The organism is Streptomyces sp. NPDC002698, assembly GCF_042888945.1.
In the GTDB taxonomy this organism is placed as follows: Bacteria; Actinomycetota; Actinomycetes; order Streptomycetales; family Streptomycetaceae; genus Streptomyces.
The window spans coordinates 22,886-45,358 of the sequence record NZ_JBIAQM010000032.1; the positions used below are offsets into that span (position 1 = coordinate 22,886).

Here is a 22,473-nt window from a genome sequence, read left to right on the forward strand (position 1 = left end):
GCCGCGTCCAGCCCAGGAAGGCACCCGATGAACACCGACACCGACCTGCTGTGGTCCCCCGGCCGCCGCGAGTTGGAGGACTCCAACGCCGCGAGCTTCATGAACTGGGTGAGCGAAGTACGGGGACTCCACTTCTCCGACTACGCCGCGCTGTGGCGGTGGAGTTCCACCGACCTCGCGGGATTCTGGTCGGCGGTGTGGGAGTTCTACGGGCTGGACGCGGTCACCGGCTACGACGAGGTACTGGGCCGGGCGTCGATGCCGGGAGCCGACTGGTTCCCCGGCGCCCGGCTGAACTTCGCCGAACGCTGCTTCGCCCGGGCCACGGACGCCCGCCCCGCGCTCGTCTGTCTGACCGAGGGCGGCACCCCCGAGGAGACCTCCTGGCGCGAGCTGCGCCGGCAGGTCGCCGATGTCGCGGCGGCGCTGCGGCGCATGGGCGTGGAGCCCGGCGACTGCGTGGCCGGATATCTCCCCAACCTCCGCCAGACCGTGGTGGCGCTGCTCGCCACGGCCGCCGTCGGCGCCGTGTGGACGGCCTGCTCCCCCGACTTCGGCACGCCCAGCGTGCTCGCCCGGCTCCGCCAGGCACAGCCCGCCGTCCTCGTGGCGGCGGACGGATACCGCTACGGCGGCAAGACCTACGACCGGCGCCCCGAGGTCGCCGAACTCGCGGACGGGCTGCCCACCGTCCGCCACGTCCTCGCCGTCGACAACGTCTTCGACACCCCCACGGAGCCGTGGTCCGGCCGGCCCGACGTCCACCAGCACGCCTGGTCCGCGCTGCCGTCCGCGGAGGGTCCGACGGAGTTCGCCGACCTGCCCTTCGACCACCCGTTGTGGATCCTGTGGTCGTCGGGAACCACGGGGATACCGAAGGGGATCGTGCAGGGCCACGGCGGCATCGTGGTCGAACTGCTCAAGGCACTGGGCCTGGGCGTCGACCTGCGCGCCGACGACCGCTACCTCTTCATCACCTCCACCAGCTGGATGGTGTGGAACTTCCTGGTCGGAGGGCTGCTGCACGGCAGCACCGTCGTCCTGTACGACGGCAGCCCGACGTATCCCGGCATCGACGGCGCGTGGGAGATCGCCGAACGGACCGGAGCGACCGTGCTCGGCGTGGGCGCCGCCTATCTCACCGCCTCCGAGAAGGCCGACACGCGTCCCGCGGACACCTTCGGACTCGGGCGGCTGCGGACCGTCCTGCAGACCGGGTCGACCCTGCCGCCGAGCACCTGGCGCTGGGTCCACGACCGGCTGGCACCCGGAGTGCGGCTCCAGTCCATCTGCGGCGGCACGGACGTCTGCTCCGTACTCGCGGGAAGCACCCCGCTGCTGCCCGTCCGCGTCGGCCGCATCCAGGCGCCCTCCCTCGGCGTCGCCCTGGCCTCCTGGGACCCCGAGGGACGGCCGCTGACGGGCGAACAGGGCGAGCTGGTGGTGACCGCGCCGCTGCCGTCCATGCCGCTGCGCTTCGTCGGCGACCCGGACGGCGCCCGCTACCGGGCCAGCTACTTCGACACCTACCCCGGGGTGTGGCGGCACGGCGACTGGGTCACCATCGACCCGGACCTGTCGGTCGTCGTCGCGGGCCGCTCCGACTCCACCCTGAACCGCTCGGGTGTGCGCATGGGTTCCGCCGACATCTACGCCGTCGTCGACCAGCTCCCGGAGATCGCCGACAGTCTCGTCATCGGGGTGGAACAGCCCGACGGCGCCTACTTCATGCCGCTGTTCGTCGTACCCGCCGAGGGAACCGCGCTCGATGACGGTCTGCGCCGGCACATCGCCACGGCCATCAGGAGCCGGCTGTCCCCGCGCCATGTGCCCGACGTGATCGTGCCGGTCCCCGCCGTCCCGCGCACCCTCACCGGCAAGAAGCTCGAGGTCCCGGTCAAGCGCGTCCTCCAGGGCGCCCGCCCCGGCGAGGTCAGCAGCGAGGGGTCCATCACGCACCCGGAGATGCTGGCGTGGTTCGCGGAGTTCGCGGCCACCGGCGCAGGGGGCGCCGGGCGCCATTCGTGATCAACAACCGGTCACCGGTGATCAACCATCTGTCATCCCGTACGCCTTTCGATGCTCCTTCCGCCAGTCCCGAAACAACCCGGCCGCGCGTCGCGGACGGTCCGTAGGGTCCGAGTCACCGGCCGGTCGGGAACTCCTCCGTCCGCGCGGTGACCCGAAGGAGACATCGGTATGGCAAATGTGGAGATCTCCCTCAAGGAGACGATGACGTCGATCGAGGGCTCGCTGGGCGTGGCCCTCGTCGACTACACGAGCGGCATGGCCCTGGGCACGCTGGGGGGCGGCAAGGACCTCGACCTGAACGTCGCCGCGGCCGGCAACACCGACGTGGTCCGGGCCAAGGTGCGCACGATGGAACACCTCGGGCTCAAGAGCAAGATCGAGGACGTGCTCATCACGCTCGAGAACCAGTACCACGTGATCCGGCCGCTCACGGGCCGCAACGGCAACGGACTGTTCCTGTACCTCGTGCTGAACAAGGCGACCTCGAACCTGGCCATGGCCCGCCACCAGCTCGCACGCATCGAATCCGAACTAGAGGTGTAGACAGCCACGCTCTCCGCGCCTTCGCATGCCCACGACTTGAAGACTTCTTCAATTGGGTACATCCAGATCGACTCAATCACGTGGGCATGCGGAGGAGGAGCCGCCAGGATCGGTCCTTACGGCACCGCTCGCGGCGGGCGCTCGGAAGCCACCGCACCAGCCGAGCAGCGGAGAGCCACCGCACCAGCCGGAGCAACAGACCGTCCCAGGCGGCAGGGAGCGAACGATTTTGACCAGGCAGGTTCCCCTCTACCAGGCCAAGGCCGAGTTCTTCCGCATGCTCGGACACCCGGTGCGCATCCGGGTCCTGGAACTGCTGCAGAGCGGACCCGTCTCGGTACGCGACCTGCTCAGCGAGATCGAGGTCGAACCCTCCAACCTCTCGCAGCAGCTGGCCGTGCTGCGCCGCTCGGGGATCGTGGTGTCGATCCGCGAGGGATCGACCGTCAGTTACGCCCTGGCGGGCGGCGATGTCGCCGAGCTGCTGCGCGCCGCCCGCCGCATCCTCACCGAACTGCTCGCCGGGCAGACCGAGTTGCTGGCCGAGCTGCGTCAGGCGGACGTCGGCACGGGCCTGCCCCCCGGTCCGCGCGAGCCGGACCTCGTCGTCACCCGGTCCGTACGGCCCTCACCCGCGGTCCGGGGACACTGACGCCCGGGACAGCCGCCTGACGGTCCGTCAGGCCCACCCCCTGCGCGCGGCGTGCCAGCCGAGCTGGACACGGCTCTCCACGCCCGCCCGCGTCATGAGTTCACCGATGCGCCGCTGCACCGTGCGGCGGGAGACGCCGAGGCGCGCACCGACCGCCTGGTCGGTGAGTCCCGCGAGGACCAGGGCGAGCATCCTGGCGTCGAACGCGTCTACGGCGTCCGCGCGTTGCTCGGCGACGCCGTCGCCCGTCGTGTGCGGCGACAGCGGGTACGCCTGCTCCCAGGCCAGTTCGAAATAGGCGACCAGCGCGTCCAGCAGGCCGCCGACGTGCACCAGCACCGATGCGGCCGCGATGTTGCGGCCGCTGAACAGGGAAGCATCGCCAGTTCGTGGTCCGCGATCATGAGTTTGACCGGCACGGCGTCGGCGACCCTGACCTGCTGTCCGGCTTCGAGCGCCCCGAGGGCCTGCGCCAGCGCTCCGGGCTCGGTCAGCGCCTCCCGGTGCAGGATCGTCCGGTAGAGCACGCCACGCCGGACACCGGCCCCCTCCGCGACGTTGTCGCTGCGCGACACGACGGTCTGTTCGGGCACCATCATCGCCCGCACTTGTTGCCGGGCGGACTCCTGGAGCTGTCTGAACCGGTGGCGAACCGCGTCGATGTCGCTGATCACTTCCACCGCGCCGCCCTCGGCACCCGTGCGGTGCTGCTCCGCGAGAGTGAGCACCGCGTGCTCCGCCGCACTCAACTCGTCACGGCGCCGCCGGAGTTCCCCGCCCAGCGCCACCGCGGGGGGTGCCGCGAGATACCTGGTGACCGCGCCCTCGCTCGCCAGACGCACGACGAGACCGCGCCCGGCCAGATCGGTGAGGACTTCACGCACCTCGGACTCGGGGCGGCCACCGTCGGCGGCCAGTTCGTGGACGGCAGCCCGTCCCCGGGCCACCAGGAGGCGGTAGATCTCCTCCTCGGCCGGACCGAGACCGAGCGCGGCGAGCATGGGCCACTCCTTGAAGTCGGCGTGGTGACGCCGGACGGGACGGGGGCTGCGAAAACCCGTGGCCTGCCCGAACTCACGGTTCTTCCAAGGTCTACTTCAAGCCGTGGGCCCGTGTCACCTCCCGCGTGACGCTGTTGCCCGCATCGTCCCAAGTGCGGGCCTCGGGAGACACGGATCACTGGTGGGAGGCGTCGAATCGGGCGGTCCAGTGGCCGGTGGCCGCAGGGTCCGGGCGTCCCGTGCGCCGATGACGGCCGTCGCCGTAGGAGACGGGCCCGCGGGGGTGTCCGCGGCGACCGCTCTCCACGGCCCCCGGGCCCGCTCCGGAGGGCATTGTCAGTGGTGGCAGGCAGGATGACGGGTATGACAACACCTGTTGCAGTGATCGTGGACGCCGTCGCCTACGCGCAGGCGGTCGAGGACGCGTTGAAGGCGTCGGCCGCCTACTACGAGGGCGGTACGTCCGTGCTGGACGACGACGCGTACGACCGGCTCGTGCGCGGCATCGCCGCCTGGGAGGCCGAGCATCCCGATCAGGTGCTGCCCGACTCGCCGACCGGGAAGGTCGCGGGCGGTGCCGTCGAGGGGGACGTCCCGCACACGGTGCCGATGCTGAGCCTGGACAATGTCTTCTCGCCCGAGGAGTTCACCGCCTGGACGGCGTCGCTGGCCCGGCGGACCGGTCACGAGGTGGAGCGGTACAGCGTCGAACCGAAGCTCGACGGCCTGGCCATCGCGGCGCGCTACCACGAGGGCCGGCTCACCCGGCTGATCACCCGTGGGGACGGCACGGCCGGTGAGGACGTGTCGCACGCGATCGGGACGATCGAGGGCCTGCCCGGCGAACTCGCGGAGCCCCTCACGCTGGAGGTACGCGGCGAAGTCCTCATGACGACGGCGCAGTTCGAGCACGCCAACGAGGTGCGCACCGCGCACGGCGGGCAGCCGTTCGCGAACCCGCGCAACGCCGCGGCGGGCACGCTGCGCGCCAGGGAACGCGCCTACACGGTGCCGATGACCTTCTTCGGCTACGGCCTGCTGCCGGTGCCCGGCACCGGGGCCGAGGAGGCCGCGCGGCTGGGCGAGCTCGCGCACAGCGAACTGATGGCGCGGGCGGCCGAGCTGGGTGTGAACACCACCGCGAGCACGGCCGTCCCCGGGATCACGGCGGCGACCGCCGAGCAGGTCCTGGCCCGCGTCCAGGAGATCGGGGCGCTGCGCGCCGAGCTGCCGTTCGGGATCGACGGGATCGTCGTCAAGGCCGACCTGGCGGCCGACCAGCGGGCCGCCGGGTCGGGTTCCCGCGCGCCGCGCTGGGCGATCGCGTACAAGCTCCCGGCCGTCGAGAAGATCACCCGGCTGCTGGCGGTCGAGTGGAACGTGGGCCGCACCGGCATCATCGCCCCGCGCGGCGTGCTGGAGCCGGTCGAGATCGACGGCTCGACCATCACGTACGCCACCCTCCACAACCCGGCGGACATCACGCGCCGCGATCTGCGGCTGGGCGACCACGTGATGGTCCACCGCGCCGGTGACGTCATCCCGCGGATCGAAGCGCCCGTCGCCCATCTGCGCACCGGCGAGGAACAGCCCGTCGTCTTCCCCGAGACGTGCCCGAACTGCGGATCCGCCATCGACACCAGCGAGCAGCGGTGGCGCTGCGAGCAGGGCCGCAACTGCCATCTCGTCGCCGCGCTCTCGTACGCGGCGGGCCGCGACCAGCTCGACATCGAGGGCCTCGGCCACACACGGGTCGTCCAGCTCGTGGAAAGCGGTCTGGTCGCCGATCTCGCCGGGCTGTTCAGCCTGACCCGCGAGCAGCTCCTCGGCCTGGAGCGGATGGGTGAGACCAGCACCGACAACCTCCTCACGGCGATCGAGACGGCCAAGGGCAGACCGCTGTCCCGGGTGCTGTGCGCGCTCGGTGTCCGCGGCACCGGCCGTTCCATGTCCCGGCGCATCGCCCGGTACTTCGCGACGATGGAGCACATACGCGCGGCGGATGCGGAAACGATGCAGCGGGTCGAGGGCATCGGCACGGAGAAGGCCCCCTCGATCGTCGCGGAGCTGGCCGAACTGGCCCCGCTCATCGACAGGCTCGTCGCCGCCGGGGTCAACATGACCGAGCCCGGGGCCACCCCGCCCGCCGCACCCGGCGAGGGCGGCGAGGGCGGCCCGGACGCGGAGGAGGGCGGGAGCGCCGGCGGGCCGCTGGCCGGGATGACGGTGGTGGTCACGGGTGCGATGACCGGGGCCCTGGAGCCGCTCAGCCGCAACCAGATGAACGAGCTCATCGAGCGGGCCGGCGGCCGTTCCTCCTCCAGCGTGTCGAAGAAGACGACCCTGGTCGTGGCGGGCGAGGGCGCCGGGTCCAAGCGTGCCAAGGCCGAGACCCTGGGGGTCAGACTCGCGGCGCCGGAGGAGTTCGCCGAACTCGTCGCCGACTACCTCGCCTGATCGCTCCGCTCACTCGGCACGACGATCCGCCGGGCCAGTACCCGGCCCGGCCAGGTCCCGGACAGGAATCGCTCGGCGGGGGTGAACCCCTGGCGCTCGTAGAACGCGACCAGTTCGCCCCCGCCGCCCGCCCAGCAGTCGACCCGCAGCAGTTCGACTCCGGCCCGCCGCGTCTCCTCGACGGCGTGGGCCAGGAGCGCGGCCCCGATGCCGCGGCCGGCGTACCGTCGGTCGGACACCAGCAGCCGGACGTACCGCTCGGGTTCCGCGGCGGGCTCGATCGGCATCTGCGGGCTGGGCCCGGTGTCGAGGACCAGGGCCCCGACGGGTGTTCCGCCGGCCTCCGCGACGAAGGGCGCGTTCTCGGTCATGTACCGCCGGACGCGCTCCGCCCCGTTCGCCGTCCCCGAGTACGGGGTCGTGCCCCACTGCTCGGTGTTGCCCCGGGCGTTCATCCAGACCACCGCTCCATCGAGCATGTCCAGAACGGCGGGCGCGTCGGCCGGGCCGCCCGGCCGGATCCGTATCGGCTGCGAGATGTCCCACTGGGTGCTGTTCACGGCGGAAGCCTAGGCCGCACGGGTGACCCGCCCCGGGGCAGGTCGCCGAAAGGATCACCGCCGACCGTCATCCGCCGGGATCCAGGCGGATCCTAGACGCACGAAGGGCACAGCCCTCGATAGGTGACCTCCACGGCGGCCACGGTGAACCCGAATCGTTCCGTCGCCGGAAGGTCGGCCAGCGGGTCGCCGGTCGGGTGGACGTCACGGACGGTGCCGCAGGCGGAGCACACCAGATGCTGGTGCGGCCGGTGCGCGTTGGGGTCGTAGCGCTTGGCGCGGCCGTCGGTCGAGACCTCGATGACCTCGCCGAGCGAGACCAGTTCCCCCAGCGCGTTGTAGACGGTCGCCCGGGAGATCTCGGGCAGCCGTTCGGCCGCACGGGCATGCACCTCGTCGGCCGTGAGATGCACATGATCACCGTCGAGGACCTCCGCAACGACGCGCCGCTGGGAAGTCATCCGCCAGCCACGTCCTCGCAGTCGCTCCAGCAGGTCACTCATATCGGTTCACCTTTTCAGGATCGGTGGGAACCCGCAGTTTATCGGTGTGCATCCTGGGTCCGATCGAATATGGGTCTGGTGTTCTTCTTGACTTGGACTCTGTCCATCGTAGGATCGGTTTTGGCACTGGCCAAGGGACAAGAAGACTTCGGTACGAGCAGGAGAGACACAGATGTCGGGACCACCGCCGTGGAACCACGCGGCGCCGGCCTGCGCGTGACGGCCGCCGTGACACGCAGCCCGGGACCCTCCCGGACCCCGGGACCGCCTCGGCGGCGACGCGATCGCCGCCGGGACGGGCGACCCGGCGCCGCACCTGCCCGTACGCCGCGCACAGCCCTCCGTCCGCCCGCCGTGGCGGGATGCGTACCCCGTATCGGACCGGTCCAGCCGGTCCGGCGCGAGCCGCGTACGGCGTCCCCGCTCCCGGCCACGCGGCCGGTCATCCCCTTCGCCCGTTATCGTCCGAAAAGAACAGCCTCCCCGTCGGCTCCGTCGACGGTTCCGGGGCCGCCCGCCGGGGCCCCGCCCCGGCCGCTCCCCCCACCCGCAGTCGCTGAGCACCGAGATCGGCCCATCCGGAAGGATTCCCATGTCTGAGAACCACGACGCGATCGTCACCGACGCGAAAACCGAGGCCTCGGGCGGCTGCCCGGTCGCACACGACCGCGCTCCGCACCCGACCCAGGGCGGCGGAAACCGACAGTGGTGGCCGGAGCGCCTCAACCTGAAGATCCTCGCCAAGAACCCGGCCGTGGCCAACCCGCTCGGCGAGGACTTCGACTACGCGGCGGCCTTCGAGGCCCTCGACCTCGCCGCGGTGAAGCAGGACATCGCCGAGGTGCTCACGACCTCGCAGGACTGGTGGCCCGCCGACTTCGGCAACTACGGCCCCTTCATGATCCGTATGGCGTGGCACAGCGCGGGCACCTACCGCATCAGCGACGGCCGCGGCGGTGCCGGTGCCGGCCAGCAGCGCTTCGCCCCCCTCAACAGCTGGCCGGACAACGGCAACCTGGACAAGGCCCGCCGTCTGCTGTGGCCCGTCAAGAAGAAGTACGGCCAGAGCCTCTCCTGGGCCGACCTCATGATCCTCACCGGCAACGTCGCCCTGGAGCAGATGGGCTTCGACACCTTCGGCTTCGCCGGCGGCCGCGAGGACGTGTGGGAGTCCGAGGAGGACGTGTACTGGGGTCCCGAGAGCGTCTGGCTCGACGACCAGCGCTACACCGGCGACCGTGAGCTGGAGAACCCGCTCGGCGCCGTCCAGATGGGCCTCATCTACGTCAACCCCGAGGGCCCGAACGGCAACCCGGACCCGCTCGCCGCGGCCCGCGACATCCGGGAGACGTTCCGCCGGATGGCGATGAACGACGAGGAGACGGTCGCCCTGATCGCGGGCGGTCACACCTTCGGCAAGACCCACGGCGCCGGCCCGGCGGAGAGCGTCGGCGACGACCCCGAGGCCGCCCCCATCGAGGCGCAGGGCCTGGGCTGGAAGAACACGTACGGCACCGGAAAGGGCGCCGACGCCATCACCTCCGGCCTGGAGGTCACCTGGACCACCACGCCCACCCAGTGGAGCAACGGCTTCTTCGACAACCTCTTCGGCTACGAGTGGGAGCTGACCCAGAGCCCCGCGGGCGCCAACCAGTGGAAGCCGAAGGACGGCGCGGGCGAGGGCACCGTCCCCGCCGCGCACGACCCGGCCAAGAAGATCGCTCCCTCGATGCTCACGACGGACCTGTCGCTGCGCTTCGACCCGATCTACGGTCCGATCTCCCGCCGCTTCCACGAGAACCCCGCCGAGTTCGCGGACGCCTTCGCGCGGGCCTGGTACAAGCTGACCCACCGTGACATGGGACCGAAGTCCCTCTACCTCGGCCCGGAGGTCCCGGAGGAGACGCTGCTGTGGCAGGACCCGCTGCCGGAGGCGGAGGGCGAGGTCATCGGAGCCGACGACATCAGCGCCCTCAAGGCGAAGATCCTCGGCTCGGACCTGACGGTCGCTCAGCTCGCCTTCACCGCGTGGGCGTCGGCCTCGACGTTCCGCGGCAGCGACAAGCGCGGCGGCGCCAACGGCGGCCGCATCCGTCTGGAGCCGCAGCGCGGCTGGGAGGCCAACGACCCCGACACGCTGGCGACGGTGCTGCGCACGCTGGAGGGTGTCCAGCGCGACTTCAACTCCGGTGACAAGCACGTCTCGCTGGCCGACCTGATCGTCCTCGGCGGCGTCGCCGCGGTCGAGAAGGCCGCCAAGGACGCCGGTCACGACGTCCAGGTGCCCTTCACCCCGGGCCGTGTGGACGCGACGGACGAGCACACCGACGCGGAGTCCTTCGCCGCGCTGGAGCCGGTCTCGGACGGCTTCCGCAACTACCTCGGCAAGGGCAACCGGCTGCCGGCCGAGTACCTGCTGCTCGACCGCGCGAACCTGCTGACCCTGAGCGCGCCTGAACTCACCGTCCTCGTCGGCGGTCTGCGTGTCCTGGGCGCCAACCACGGCCAGTCCTCGCACGGTGTCCTCACCGCGACCCCCGGCAAGCTCACCAACGACTTCTTCGTCAACCTGCTCGACCTGGGCACGACGTGGAAGGCGACGTCGGAGGACGCGACCACCTTCGAGGGCCGCGACGACGCCACCGGCGAGGTCAAGTGGACCGGCACGCGTGCCGACCTCGTCTTCGGCTCGAACTCCGAACTGCGCGCGCTCGCCGAGGTCTACGCGAGCGACGACGCCCAGGCCAAGTTCGTCAAGGACTTCGTCGCCGCCTGGGACAAGGTCATGAACCTGGACCGGTTCGACCTCGTCTGACGCCTTGAGTACGGGCCGGTCCTCGCGGGGGCCGGCCCGTACGCGTTCCCCGGCGGGAGAGGCCGCGGTGTTCCCGGCCGCGCCCGTCCCGCCGCCGGGGGCGGTGGCGTTCTAGGCTGAAGGTCATGAGCTCACACTTTGACGTGGTGGTCCTGGGCGCCGGCCCGGGAGGATATGTCGCGGCGATCCGGGCCGCCCAGCTCGGACTCAGCACGGCGATCATCGAGGAGAAGTACTGGGGCGGTGTGTGCCTCAACGTGGGGTGCATCCCGTCGAAGGCGCTGCTGCGCAACGCGGAGCTCGCCCACATCTTCACCCAGGAGGCCAAGACCTTCGGTATCCAGGTGAACGGGGAGGTGAGCTTCGACTACGGAGCGGCCTTCACCCGCAGTCGCAAGGTGGCCGACGGACGCGTCAAGGGCGTCCACTACCTGATGAAGAAGAACAAGATCACCCAGTACAGCGGCCGTGGCACCTTCCGCGACGACCACACGCTCGACGTCGCCCTGGCCGACGGCGGCACGGAGACGGTCACCTTCGGCAACTGCATCGTCGCCGCCGGCGCCACCACCAAGCTGCTCCCCGGGACCTCACTGAGCGAGCGTGTGGTGACGTACGAGGAACAGATCCTGTCGGACACCCTCCCGGACAGCATCGTCATCGCGGGCGCCGGCGCCATCGGCGTGGAGTTCGCCTACGTGCTCCACAACTACGGCGTCCAGGTCACCCTCGTCGAATTCCTCGACCGGATCGTCCCGTTGGAGGACGAGGAGGTCTCCGCCGAACTGGCCCGCCGCTACAAGCGGCTCGGCATCAACGTGCTGACCTCCACGCGTGTCGAGGCGATCGACGACTCCGGGGACAGGGTCAAGGTCATGGTGACCACGGGCGGGCAGCGGCAGACGCTGGAAGCCGGCAAGGTGCTCCAGGCGATCGGGTTCCAGCCGCGCGTGCAGGGCTACGGGCTGGAGAACACCGGCGTGAAGCTCACCGACCGCGGTGCGATCGACATCGACGGCCGGTGCCGTACCAGCGTGCCGCACATCTACGCCATCGGAGACGTGACGGCGAAGCTGATGCTGGCCCACGCCGCCGAGTCGATGGGCATCGTCGCCGCGGAGACGATCGCGGACGCGGAGACCATGGAACTCGACTACGTCATGATCCCGCGGGCGACCTACTGCCAGCCGCAGATCGCCAGTTTCGGCTGGACCGAGGCACAGGCACGCGAGAGGGGCTTCGACGTCAAGGTGGCGAAGTTCCCGTTCACGGCGAACGGAAAGGCCCACGGCCTGGGCGAGACGGCGGGATTCGTCAAGATCCTCAGTGACGCGCGCTACGGCGAACTCCTCGGCGCCCATCTGATCGGCCCCGAAGTCACCGAACTGCTGCCGGAGTTGACGCTCGCTCAGCAGTGGGACCTGACGGTCCACGAGGTCGCGCGCAATGTGCACGGGCACCCGACACTCGGCGAGGCGGTCAAGGAGGCCGTACACGGGCTGGCCGGCCACATGATCAACATGTGACGGGTGAACGCCGCCGCACTCCTTCCCGGCCCGCAGCGTGGCGAGCCGGGAAGGGGTGCGGCAGCGTCTCCGGGACTTCACCGGGACCTATCCGGGACGGTGGCCCAGCAGCCGGCGTGGGCACGGATCCCGAGTTGGGCCTCGCCGGGCCGGGCCGGCCGCGTGTACGGCCACCGCTCTACGCCGGTACTCCCTCGCCACGGTCACCGTCACAATGTCACGAACCTGTCCGAAGACCGCTCCCACTCGGTGCGATCAGGCGGTGGCACCGCTCCCATGAGGCACGATCACCGGGACATTCCGAATCCCGGGGGACTTCTCATGGCTCGCACAGCTCGTTCACGCCGTACCACCGCCGCACTCGCCGCTCTGTCGATCGGCGTCCTGGCCCTGACCGCATGCAACGGTGACGCCGAGAGCGACGTGGCCACCCCGGGCACGCACGCGAGCCCTTCCGCCACGGGTACGGACGAGGGCACCGAGACGCCCTCGTCGGCCGACCCGGGTGACGGTGGCGGCAGCGGGAAGCCCTCCGGCAGCCCCAGCACCCCGCCGTCGTCGCCGAAGCCCGGGGCCGACGACGACCAGGACGGAGGTGTCGGCATGTGCGAGACCGCCGACCTCACCTACAAAGTCACCGTCGCGTCCAGGCCTGTCAACCACGCCTTGCTGACCGCCGGCAACAAGGGCAGCGACCCCTGCCTGCTGCCGGCGAACGAGCTGGTGATCACGATTCCGGGACTCGACGGCGCCGCCGGGCACATGGGACCCGAAGGCAAGGACTGGATTCTGAAGCCCGGCGAGAGCGCGTATGCCGGGATCATGTTCTCGCGCGCCGACACCGCGGGGGGCAAGAGCGCCGACAAGGTGGAGGTGGCACTCACCGCTTCCGAGAGCCCGACGACCGTTCCGGTCGGCGGTGGCCCCATCACGGTCAACGACAGCCAGGTCACCAGCTTCTTCGGTACCGCCGAGGACGCGCTGACCTACTGAGCTCTTTCAGCGTGGCCGCTGATCGGGTGACGGGCTCGACGTCCGCGACGCACGAGGCTCCTGTGCCGCTGGGGGAGGTGTTCGAAGCCTCAACCCCCAGGCGCAGGAGCCGCGTCGGTTCCGCACCCTGCCGCACTCGGCCTGCCCCACCCCCTGGTCGAGTGGGCCACCGTGCTCATCGTCACCCGTGAGGGTGACCGCCGCCGCAGGCTCCCGGCTCGCCGCCGGGTTCCGCATCGGCCGAACCGCCGCGCGGACGACGCACCCGGCCGGGGCGGCGAGGCGTATCAGGCCTCCTTCACGGGTTCGAGGGGGTGCGGTCGGTCAGTACGTCCGCGGTCAGGGTGAGGTGCTCGGCCAGCAGGCCGACCGCGGTGTCGGCGTCGCGGGCCAGCGCCGCCTCTTCCAGCCGGCGGTGTTCGTCGGCGCCGTCCCGGTCGGGGTCGCGGTGCGCCGACCAGCGGCGAGCCAGCTCGCTCGCGGTCCACATCCGGTCGAAGGTCTCCAGCAGGACGGGGTTGCCGCAGCCCTCCAGCAGGGTGCGGTGGAAAGCCCTGTGGACTTCGGCCCATGCGCCGCTGTAGTACTCGCCCCCCTCCGGCACGTACGCCGGGGTGCGGACCAGACGGTGGTGCGCGGCTCGTACACGGGCCTCCCAGTCGACGTCGCCGCGCTCGATGGACATACGCAGCATGACCGGTTCGATGGTCCGGCGGGCTTCCGCGATCTCCTGCCAGCGGCGGTCGGAGAAGGACGGGACCGCGAAACCGCGGTTGGGCAGCCGGTCGGCGAGACCCTCGCCGACCACCCGCACGAGCGCCTCGCGCACGACGGCCAGGCTCACGCCCTGCTCCTTGGCGAGGTCCTGCGGTTTGAGGGCGTCGCCGGGGGCGTAGGTGCCGCGCATGATCGCGTCCCGCAGGTGCGCGTAGACCTGCTCGGAGAGCATCTGCTTCCCCGGCGAGGTCGAGGTGTGGGCCGTCTGGGTCATGCCGTCAGCATAGACGATCCAGAAAATAATCGATTATTGGTGTTATCGTCGATCTGCTGGTCGCCGAAGACGACGGCGGTACCTCTACCCGACGCCGTCAACCCTCCGCCGACCGCATCACCACCCCTCAGTACGGCACGAAAGGAACGACGCGATGAGCAGCAACGACCCGTTCGCCCGCCTCCCCGAGGCGGCCTCCTTCACCGTCACCAGCACCACCCTCACCGACGGCGCCGCCTGGTCGCCCGAGCAGTTCTCCGGCATCTTCGGCGTCCCTGGCGGAAAGGACGTCTCCCCGCAGCTGTCCTGGAGCGGCGCCCCGGAAGGCACCAAGAGTTACGCCGTCACTCTCTACGACCCCGACGCCCCCACCGGGTCCGGTTTCTGGCACTGGGCGGTCGCCGACATCCCCGCCACCGTCACCGAGCTGCCCGAGGGTGCCGGCGACGACACCGGCTCGGGCCTGCCCGAGGGTGCCTTCCAGCTGCCCAACGACGCCCGCGCAGCCCGTTTCATCGGCGCCGCCCCGCCGGCCGGGCACGGCCCGCACCGCTACTTCACCGTGGTGCACGCCCTCGACGTCGCCTCCATCGGCGTCGCGGCCGACGCCACCCCGGCCGTCCTCGGCTTCACCATGGCCGGTCACATCCTCGGCCGCGCGGTCCTGACCGCCACCGCCGAAACCCCCGCCTGACGGGCAGCACGCCCCGACTCGTCGACACCACGGAGACACGTCTCCGCACCATCCTCGACGTGACAGGTCACCGCGCCGACCGGTCTCTCGATCGACATGTGACGGGTGAATGCCGCCGCACTCCTTCCGACCCGCGGCGCAGCGAGCCGGGAAGGAGCGCGGCGGCATCTCCGGGACTTGACCCGCCATCAGCCGACCGCACTCCCGACAACGCCTCTGACCAGGCCGGACAGCGAAAAGCCGCTGGAGTACTAAATCGCTGGTGTGCCACCCGATGACGCTTGTACATTGGGATCGCGACCGCGCCTCCGATGCGCCCGGCTGCGGCTACTTCCTTCTGAAACCAAGTAACGCCGCCGCCACCTTTGATCTCGGCAGGCGCGGGCGCGTTCGCCCCGTCGGGGCGTCTTCGCCCCGAAGGCCTTCTGGCCGGGGCCGTCCAAGTCCTTTGAATCCGGGGGGATTCACTGCCTCGTCACACCCTGCGCGTCTCCAAGATCTGGTCCGAGATGCTCGTGGCCCCGCACATCTCGGCCACCGCCCGCACCCTGTCCCCACCACGGCTCGGTCACGAGTGCGCGCCGGACCTCCGCACCTACGAGGGCGGCCCGGCCTTCGTCCGGGAACCCCGCGAGGAACTCTTCCTGCTCGCGGTCGGCAACTTCGTCTCCCAGCGCACCTTTTACGAGAGCGGTGCGGAGCGGGACGACCGGTACGCCCGCCTCGTCGGTGAACTCGCTCTCCAGGACCCCGAGTGGACGGCCGGCCTGCTGCGCTGGCTTCGCGGCGAGGGCAACATGCGCACGGCGTCCCTGGTCGGCGCCGCCGCGTACGTGCGGGCCCGGCTCAGGGCCGGGGAGTCCGGGGGCCCGTCCAACCGGTCCGTGATCGACTCGGTGCTCCAGCGCGCCGACGAGCCCGGCGAACTGCTCGCCCACTGGATCTCGGCGTACGGGCGGAACGTGCCGCAGCCGGTGAAACGGGGCATCGCCGACGGCGTACGCCGTCTGTACACGTCTCGGTCCCTGCTCAAGTACGACACCGCGTCCAAGGGTCTGCGCTTCGGCGACGTGCTCAACCTGGTGCACGCCTCCCCCGACCCGGACAAGCCCTGGCAGGGTGCGCTCTTCCGGTACGCCCTGGACCGCCGCCACCACCCGGAACAGGCGGTTCCGCCGTCCTCCGACCGTCTGCTGACCGCCCACCGGACCCTGATGGAGGCGCCTGCGGACGAGCGGCGCGCCTTGGTGACCGGGCCGGGCGGCTCCGAGCGGCTGGCCGCGGCGGGCATGACGTGGGAGATGCTGGCGGGTTGGCTCCACGGACCGATGGACGCCGCCGTGTGGGAGGCCGTGATCCCCACGATGGCGCCGATGGCGCTCCTGCGGAACCTGCGGAACTTCGACGAGGCGGGAGTCTCGGACGACGTCGCGGCCCAGGTCGCCGCCCGTCTCTCGAACGCCTCCGAGGTGGCCCGGTCCCGGCAGTTCCCCTTCCGCTATCTGGCCGCCCACCAGCACGCCCCGTCGCAGCGCTGGGCGGCCGCGCTGGAACAGGCACTGACCCACTCCCTGGCCAACGTACCGCCGCTGCCCGGCCGGACCCTGATCCTGGTGGACCGGTCCGGCTCGATGTTCTACGACACCGTCTCCGAGCGGTCCAAGCTGACCCGGGCGGACGCGGCGGCCGTGTTCGGCACCGCGCTGGCCATGCGTGCCGAGCAGGCGGATCTGGTGGAGTTCGGCTCGAGCAGCGCGCGGGTCCTGTTCGAGGCGGGTGAGCCGGTGCTCGAGGTGCTGAAACGGTTCCACGACATGGGCGGCACCCACACCGCGGAGGCGGTGCGGACCCATTACCGGGGGCACGACCGGGTCCTGATCGTCACCGACGAGCAGGCCGCCCCCTGCCTCTGCCACGGGGACCCGGCCCGGCCGGTCCCGCCCGGCATCCCGGTCTACACCTGGAACCTCGCGGGATACCGGCCCGCCCACGGCCCGGCGGGCCCCCGCCGGCACACCTTCGGCGGCCTCACGGACGCCGCGTTCCGGATGGCCGGCCTCATCGAGGCCGGCCGCGAGGCCGCGTGGCCGTGGACCGCCGAACCGGCGTGATCCGTACGGTCGCCCCGCGGCCGGTGGACCGGGTGCGCCACCGGCCGCGGCGCGGCACGCGGGGTGGCACGCGGGGTGGCCGGCCCCCGGTGCGGCGCCGACGACCACGACTCCTCCCACACACCGATCGCCGGGGTTCGCCGTCGACGGCCGACGCGATGTCGCGGTCATGAGTAGGAGTACTCATGACGCCCGCCGGGCTGCGGGAAAGGATCGGGGAATGACGACGCCAAGGAAGACGAGAGTCCGGCTCGGGATGCTGACGTCAGCGGTGTTGGTCCTGTCGGCGACAGCGTGCGGAACGCAGCGGGCAGGGGATGCCGCCGACACGTACCCGAGTTCGCGTCCGACGCCGACCGGCATGGCGACGCCGAGCACACCGGTGGACTTCACCTGTCCGGGCGAGAGCCCCGAGCCGGCGGAGTCCACGTCCGCCGCCATCCCCGGCCCGACCGAGTCACCGGCCGACCACTACGCCGAGAACCACGGCTTCAGGGTTCCCTTTCCGCTCCACGGCCGGAACCGCTGCGACGGGCTGACCGTCGTCGGACACGTCAAGGACGCGCTCGAACCGCTGCGCCGGCGTGGCGACTTCGCCCCGGACAGCGTCCGCGACGCGCTCACCGGTCTCGGCTACTCCGCCGAGAAGGTACGGGCGTACCGGAACGGGTCCGCCGAGGTCGGCTTCCTCATCGACATCGGCGTCTCTCCCTGGTGTGTGGAGGGCACGATGAGCAGTGGCTCCACCGAGGCGGACGCTTTCGGCGGCTACCCCGACGGCAGCAACTGTGAGCCCCCGAGCGGCGGCCACTGACCAGAGCCCGCGATACAGGTGGACCGCGGTGGCTGTCCCGCTCGGATCCCGACCCCCCGACCCCAACTACCCTCGGTTGCACCGCTCGTTCGACGGACCTCAGGTCGCGGCCCCGGCTCGACGCCCCGTAAGTCGGGGGCGGGCGCCGCGCCGAGGTACGTACTGTGGCGGCGTGTCCTTCTTCGCCTTGTACGACGCCGAACACTTCTACGGCGAGCCGGAACCTGTGCCCGGGGCGCGCGTGTCCTTCGTTCCCGACAAGCTGTTCGCCGCCCGTGAGCGCCGTACCGTGCTGCCGGCGGACCGACAGCCGGCCGGCGACGAGGGACTGATGGTGAACGGGATCGCCGCCGATGTCCCGCTGTGGCCGTCCAGCCTGTGGCGCGTGACCGATCTCGAACCGATGCGGCCGCTACCGGGCCACAGGTGGTTGCGCTGCCGGGCCTTCACGGTCGTGGAGCAGGTGCCCGCGTGGCTGGTCGCCGGACCTCACGGGGACGCCGTGGAATGGGTGATCGCCCGGACACGAACGTTGACCGGCGCCCAGGCTGACGCCCTTGCCGCGCTGTCGGACGAAGGCGAAGAGCCTCTGACACGAACGCTGTGGGCTCGCTGGTCGCGAGACCCCCACACCGGTTCTCCGGTCGGATGCGCCCTGACGACTCTCAGCAAGGTGGTCACTGAGGCCGCTCACCGGGTGGGCCCGCAGTTGTTCGGCCGGGACGAGGAGGACGGGGTCGAGGTGCTCAGCGATCCGGCCTGGCTGCGGGCCTTCGGCGCGGCGTACGCGGCCGCGCTGGCGCTCGGAGCACCCGAGCTGCTCACGCCCCGGGAGAACGCGGTGCTCGCCCGCCGCTGGACCACCGTGTTCGGCTCACCCGACCTGCCCCCACACGCCTCACCGCCGTCCACCGAACGGACACCCGGGCAACAAGATGCTCGGCGCATCTAATGTGCGAGGTGCGCCGACCGATCGAGGGGAGCCCGACATGACCGAGGTGCCGACCGAGTCGGACGTCAGTGGCACGGGCGCGGTGGTGGCGCTCCGTGACGTGAGCGTCCACCGTCACACCAGCGGCCAGGTGATCCTCTCGGACATCGGCTGGACGGTACGGGCCGGTGAGCACTGGGCCCTGCTCGGAGCCAACGGCGCGGGCAAGACGACCCTGCTGCGGCTGCTGGGCGCGCTGATGCATCCGACGACGGGAAGCGTCGAGGTGCTCGGCCGCCGGCTCGGCCGGATCGACGTGCGCGAGCTGCGCGCCCGTATCGGCCATGTGAGTACGGCCCAGCGCGTACCGCAGGACCTCGACGCCCACTCCGTCGTCCTGACGGGCCACACCGGCACGGTCCAGCCGCTGTGGCGGATGTACGACGCCGAGGTGCGCCGACGCGGCCACGAACTGCTCGCCGAGCTGGACATCAAGGAGCTGGCCGACCGGCCGTACGGGGTCTGCTCGGGCGGGCAGCGGGCCCGTGTCCTGATCGCCAGGGCGCTGATGGCGGAGCCGGCCCTGCTGCTGCTCGACGAGCCGTTCAACGCCCTGGACCTGCCCTCCCGCGAGGACCTCGTCGAGGCCATGCGGCGGCTGGCCGAGAGCCGCCCGGAGCTGGCCACCGTGACGGTCACCCACCATCTGGAGGAGCTGTCCCCGGCCGTCGGCCACACCCTGCTCCTGCGCGAGGGACGCGTCCTCGCGCAGGGCACCGTCGAGGACACCCTGACCGATTCCTGGATGACCACCTGCTTCGGACGGCGGATCAGCGTGGTCCGGCACGGCGGGCGATGGGCGGCCTATTCCGGCTCCCACCAGGGTAGTTGACAGCGGTACGAAGCAACTCGCGGCGCGGGAAAGGAAAGTGACGGGCGTCATGGCCGCCCAGTGAGTGCGGACAACGCGTGCGGCCGCCCCCGGCGAAGTCCCCGGCGTGAGCGCATCCGCACGGCGGGGCGCACCGGCCGAGGGAGTGTGCCCTGTACGCGCCCCCGCCCGTACGGCGAAAATGCGCCTGTCGACGGCGATTTCGCCAAGACACCGAGTACCCCGCCGCCAAGTCACCAGGAAAGCAGGTCGGCTGTCGTGCTGTTGCGTCTGCCCACGTCCGTGTCCGAAGCACAGGAGTACATGACCGAAGGGGCTGTGCCCATCGGCGGCGCCACACTGGTGTGGGCCACCTGGCAGCGGGACGGGTTCCCCGACCGGTCCATGTCGCTGCGCGAGCTCCCGGAGGCCAACACGATCGAGCCCGAGGCCCTGGGCGCGGCCGTGGTGCTCAGCCGCATAGACGACCGCGTGCCGGAGGTGCTGCGCCGGGCGGCCGCCGGCGTGGGGACCGGCGCCGTACGCCGGACGGCCACGGTGGGCGGCAACATCGTCGGCAGCACGCTGCGTTGTCTGCTGCCCGCGGCCCTCGTCCTGGACGCCCGCGCGGTGATCCTGGAACCGGAGGGCGTCACCGAGACCGACCTGGCCGAGGTGCTCGCCAAGCGTCACCTGCTCCTGAGCCTGCGCTGGCGCACACCGGTCACCAGCAACTACGTCAAGGCCGCGGCCGAACCGGGCGGGCCGTCGCCGCTCGTCGTCGCCGCCGCCCTGCACCGCGTCGACGACGGCCGGACCCTCCTTCGCGTCGCGGTCCGTTCCGAGGACGAGGTGTTCAGCGAGAGCGCCGAGTGCCACGGCGACGCCGCCGACGCCGAGGACCTTCTGCGCACCCTGCGGAACGGTTCCCTCGGCCGGCTTCCGGCCTCGGCGGGAGAACTCGTCGGCCGACAGGTGACCGACCTGCTGGCGCGTACCGCCGACCGCTAGAGGTACTCGTCGTCTCCCGCCTTCGTGGAAGACGGGGGACAAAGACGCGCTCTCCCCGAGCCCCTGCCGGCAGGGGCCCGGGGCCCGGGAATTCAACAGGTGCCGGTCAGTTGTACCGATCCGGGGACGGAGACGCACGCGCGCCCGTCCCCGGTGGGCCGCCGTCCCGGGTTTCCGGCCCCCTGAGCGGCATGTCCGCCCGACGCGGGTGCAGGGGCCGCGTTCGCACGGGTCCCCGGCATCGGCCGCCGGACCGCGTCCCTAATTCATCAACGTGGAAATCGCACGGCCGACTCCCGACTCTGGGTCCAGGCACCGGGAACCTCCCGGACCACTCGGACGAAGGACGGAGCACATGCCCTCCACCCGCACCCCTGCCGCCGGTTCCCCGCCGGCCGTACGACACAACCTGGTCCTGGTGGTCACCTGCGTCGCCCTCGGCGCGGTGGTCGCCGCCATGGCGTCGCTCAATGTGGCGCTGCCCGATCTCGCCCGCGAGACACATGCCACCCAGACACAGCTGTCCTGGATCATCGACGCCTACAGCCTGGTCTTCGCCTCGCTGCTGCTGCCGGCCGGAGCCCTGGGAGACCGTTTCGGCCGCAGGCGGGCCCTGCTCGCGGGACTGGCGATCTTCGGCGCCGGATCCGCCGCCGCCTCGCTGACCACCGAGCCCTCGGCGCTCATCGTTTTGCGGGGCGTCCTCGGAGTGGGGGCGGCGCTGGTCATGCCGGCCACGCTGTCGACCATCACGACCACGTTCCCGCGCGCCCAGCGGGCACGGGCCGTGAGCGTCTGGGCGGCGGTCGCCGGAGCCAGTGCCCTGGTGGGACTGTTCGCTTCCGGGGCACTGCTGGAGAGCTGGTCATGGCGATCGGTGTTCCTGCTGAACGTCGCCCTGGCCCTGCTCGCCCTGGTCGGCACGCTGCTGTTCGTGCCCGAGTCCGCGGAACCGCGGCAGCCCCGGCTCGACGTCGGTGGCGCCGTCCTCGCCGTGGCGGGCCTGGTCACGCTGGTCTACTCGGTCATCGAGGCGCCGACCCGCGGGTGGGCCGACCCGGTCACGCTCGCCGGGATCGGGCTGGGCCTGGCCGTGCTGGCGGGGTTCGTCGTCTTCGAACTGCGCCGCGAGAACCCGCTGCTCGACCCCAGGCTCTTCCGCAACCGCCACTTCGCCGCGGGCTCGCTGTCGATCATGCTTCAGTTCTTCGTGTTCTTCGGGTTCGTCTTCGTGATGATGCAGTACCTGCAACTGGTGCGGGGCGACAGCGCCCTGATGGCGGCGACCGCGATGCTGCCCATGGCCGTGACCATGGTGCCGGTCTCCCGCGCCGCCCCTGTGCTGGTCGGCCGGTTCGGCTTCCGGGGGCCCTGGGTGGCCGGTCTCGCCGGTGTCGCGGCAGGCATGGGGATCCTTTCCCGGCTCGACGCGTCCAGCCCGTACTGGATCGTCGCGGCCGGTCTCGTGCCGCTGGGTGCGGGCATGGGCCTGGCCATGACACCGGCCACGACCGCCATCACGGACGCCCTGCCGCGCTCGCTGCAGAACGTCGGTTCGGCCGTGAACGACCTGGCACGCGAGCTCGGCGGCGCCCTGGGGATCGCCGTCCTCGGCAGCCTGCTCAGCGCCGCCTACCGCGACCACCTGAGCAGCCTGCCCGGCCTGCCGCAGCACGTGGCGGACGCGGCGCGCTCCTCGCCGGCCGCCGCCCACGCCATCGGCGGCCCTGTCTCCGGCCGGGCGACGGCCGCGTTCGTCGACGGCATGCACCTGGCGCTCCTCGGTGCCGCCGCGGCCGCCGTTCTCGCCGCCGTCGCCGTCGCGGCCCTGCTGCGTTCGGCTCCGGGGCAAGAAGCCTCCGCCGAGGACGACGAGGTTCCGGACACCGCCGACGCGCGGGAGCAGTCCGCGCGGGAGCAGCCCTCGTACCTCTGAACCGCCGCAGAGAACTCCGGACCGGCGCCTCGC

19 protein-coding genes are annotated in these 22,473 nt (G+C 71.4%); 14 read left to right on the forward strand and 5 right to left on the reverse strand.

The features are described 5' to 3' along the window. Positions 1–27: 27 nt before the first annotated feature. The 3 genes from ACFYW9_RS31865 to ACFYW9_RS31875 all read left to right on the forward strand — a co-directional run bounded on the left by ACFYW9_RS31865 (position 28) and on the right by ACFYW9_RS31875 (position 3,226). A complete protein-coding gene (locus ACFYW9_RS31865) occupies positions 28–2,028 on the forward strand; it encodes an acetoacetate--CoA ligase (protein WP_389157687.1) in 2,001 nt (666 codons plus the stop codon). A 171-nt stretch (positions 2,029–2,199) separates the two neighbouring features. Continuing rightward, a complete protein-coding gene (locus tag ACFYW9_RS31870) occupies positions 2,200–2,574 on the forward strand; it encodes a hypothetical protein (RefSeq protein WP_328664489.1) in 375 nt (124 codons plus the stop codon). 277 nt (positions 2,575–2,851) lie between these two features. After that, complete coding sequence (locus ACFYW9_RS31875) at positions 2,852–3,226, forward strand: ArsR/SmtB family transcription factor (protein WP_389157841.1); 375 nt, start codon at positions 2,852–2,854, stop codon at positions 3,224–3,226. Between the two features lie 27 nt (positions 3,227–3,253). Here the strand turns inward: ACFYW9_RS31875 and ACFYW9_RS31880 are convergent, their stop codons facing one another. Continuing rightward, positions 3,254–3,418 carry a helix-turn-helix domain-containing protein gene (locus ACFYW9_RS31880; protein WP_389157691.1) on the reverse strand — a complete coding sequence of 55 codons (165 nt, stop codon included), beginning with the start codon at positions 3,416–3,418 and terminating at the stop codon, positions 3,254–3,256. A 17-nt stretch (positions 3,419–3,435) separates the two neighbouring features. Further along, positions 3,436–4,227, reverse strand: a complete 792-nt coding sequence (locus ACFYW9_RS31885) for a TrmB family transcriptional regulator (RefSeq protein ID WP_389157694.1) — start codon at positions 4,225–4,227, stop codon at positions 3,436–3,438. A 354-nt stretch (positions 4,228–4,581) separates the two neighbouring features. Here ACFYW9_RS31885 and ligA point away from each other — a divergent pair, with 354 nt between their 5' ends. Next, positions 4,582–6,684, forward strand: coding sequence for an NAD-dependent DNA ligase LigA (ligA, locus tag ACFYW9_RS31890; RefSeq protein WP_389157697.1), 2,103 nt, complete (start codon positions 4,582–4,584; stop codon positions 6,682–6,684). Here ligA and ACFYW9_RS31895 read toward each other — a convergent pair. After that, positions 6,672–7,163, reverse strand: a complete 492-nt coding sequence (locus ACFYW9_RS31895; RefSeq protein ID WP_389157844.1) for a GNAT family N-acetyltransferase — start codon at positions 7,161–7,163, stop codon at positions 6,672–6,674. The two genes, ligA and ACFYW9_RS31895, sit on opposite strands and share 13 nt — an antisense overlap. A 173-nt stretch (positions 7,164–7,336) precedes the next feature. After that, positions 7,337–7,747, reverse strand: coding sequence for a Fur family transcriptional regulator (locus ACFYW9_RS31900; RefSeq protein WP_351866527.1), 411 nt, complete (start codon positions 7,745–7,747; stop codon positions 7,337–7,339). A gap of 592 nt (positions 7,748–8,339) precedes the next feature. Here ACFYW9_RS31900 and katG point away from each other — a divergent pair. The 3 genes from katG to ACFYW9_RS31915 all read left to right on the forward strand — a co-directional run bounded on the left by katG (position 8,340) and on the right by ACFYW9_RS31915 (position 13,081). After that, positions 8,340–10,562, forward strand: a complete 2,223-nt coding sequence (katG, locus tag ACFYW9_RS31905) for a catalase/peroxidase HPI (RefSeq protein WP_389157702.1) — start codon at positions 8,340–8,342, stop codon at positions 10,560–10,562. Between the two features lie 125 nt (positions 10,563–10,687). Next, positions 10,688–12,088, forward strand: coding sequence for a dihydrolipoyl dehydrogenase (gene lpdA / locus ACFYW9_RS31910; protein ID WP_389157705.1), 1,401 nt, complete (start codon positions 10,688–10,690; stop codon positions 12,086–12,088). 321 nt (positions 12,089–12,409) lie between these two features. Then, on the forward strand, positions 12,410–13,081 hold the full coding sequence (locus ACFYW9_RS31915) for a DUF4232 domain-containing protein (protein ID WP_389157708.1): 672 nt from the start codon (positions 12,410–12,412) through the stop codon (positions 13,079–13,081). Positions 13,082–13,379: 298 nt separating this feature from the next. Here the strand turns inward: ACFYW9_RS31915 and ACFYW9_RS31920 are convergent, their stop codons facing one another. Further along, positions 13,380–14,072: a GntR family transcriptional regulator gene (locus tag ACFYW9_RS31920; RefSeq protein ID WP_389157711.1), complete on the reverse strand. Its 693-nt coding sequence runs from the start codon at positions 14,070–14,072 to the stop codon at positions 13,380–13,382. A gap of 154 nt (positions 14,073–14,226) precedes the next feature. Between ACFYW9_RS31920 and ACFYW9_RS31925 the strand changes: the two genes are divergently transcribed. The 7 genes from ACFYW9_RS31925 to ACFYW9_RS31955 all read left to right on the forward strand — a co-directional run bounded on the left by ACFYW9_RS31925 (position 14,227) and on the right by ACFYW9_RS31955 (position 22,440). Further along, positions 14,227–14,766: a YbhB/YbcL family Raf kinase inhibitor-like protein gene (locus ACFYW9_RS31925; RefSeq protein ID WP_389157714.1), complete on the forward strand. Its 540-nt coding sequence runs from the start codon at positions 14,227–14,229 to the stop codon at positions 14,764–14,766. Between the two features lie 509 nt (positions 14,767–15,275). Further along, positions 15,276–16,877: a TROVE domain-containing protein gene (locus tag ACFYW9_RS31930; RefSeq protein ID WP_389157717.1), complete on the forward strand. Its 1,602-nt coding sequence runs from the start codon at positions 15,276–15,278 to the stop codon at positions 16,875–16,877. A gap of 361 nt (positions 16,878–17,238) precedes the next feature. Then, positions 17,239–17,691, forward strand: coding sequence for a hypothetical protein (locus ACFYW9_RS31935; RefSeq protein ID WP_389157720.1), 453 nt, complete (start codon positions 17,239–17,241; stop codon positions 17,689–17,691). Positions 17,692–17,863: 172 nt separating this feature from the next. Next, the gene (locus tag ACFYW9_RS31940; protein WP_389157723.1) at positions 17,864–18,643 is read left to right on the forward strand and encodes a hypothetical protein; all 780 of its coding nucleotides are present in this window, start codon (positions 17,864–17,866) and stop codon (positions 18,641–18,643) included. Between the two features lie 37 nt (positions 18,644–18,680). After that, on the forward strand, positions 18,681–19,514 hold the full coding sequence (locus ACFYW9_RS31945) for an ABC transporter ATP-binding protein (RefSeq protein WP_389157726.1): 834 nt from the start codon (positions 18,681–18,683) through the stop codon (positions 19,512–19,514). A 258-nt stretch (positions 19,515–19,772) separates the two neighbouring features. Further along, complete coding sequence (locus ACFYW9_RS31950) at positions 19,773–20,504, forward strand: FAD binding domain-containing protein (RefSeq protein WP_389157729.1); 732 nt, start codon at positions 19,773–19,775, stop codon at positions 20,502–20,504. A gap of 355 nt (positions 20,505–20,859) precedes the next feature. Then, the gene (locus ACFYW9_RS31955; RefSeq protein ID WP_389157733.1) at positions 20,860–22,440 is read left to right on the forward strand and encodes an MFS transporter; all 1,581 of its coding nucleotides are present in this window, start codon (positions 20,860–20,862) and stop codon (positions 22,438–22,440) included. The last annotated feature ends 33 nt before the right edge of the window (positions 22,441–22,473 follow it).